Below are 228 nucleotides of genomic sequence, written 5' to 3' on the forward strand. Positions count from 1 at the left end.
ATCGTGACCACGTCGTTCGGCGGAGGGTGCCCGGTGATCGACGCCCCCTTCGTGGGGTTCCGCACGCCGGCGAGTGCCGCGGAGCAGGCGCGCTGCCGGGAGTGGTCGGCCGCCGTACACAACCTCCGCGACACGGCTATGAGCCTTGCCGTCGCGCGGGTCGCGGAAGCGCACCGCGTGCGTGGGCTGTATCCCTGAGCCGGCCTCCGGTCGCGGTGATGCCCGTCT

General features: G+C 72.8%; 1 protein-coding gene. It reads left to right on the forward strand.

Features of this window, described 5'->3' with window-relative positions; genetic code table 11:
* A partial coding sequence (locus tag SB658_RS28330) for a hypothetical protein (RefSeq protein WP_410603945.1) occupies positions 1-198 on the forward strand: 198 nt, incomplete at its 5' end.
* Positions 199-228: the final 30 nt, after the last annotated feature.

Origin of the sequence: Bacillus sp. SIMBA_008 (genome assembly GCF_046535495.1) — a bacterium.
Classification (GTDB): Bacteria; Bacillota; Bacilli; order Bacillales; family Bacillaceae; genus Bacillus; species Bacillus subtilis.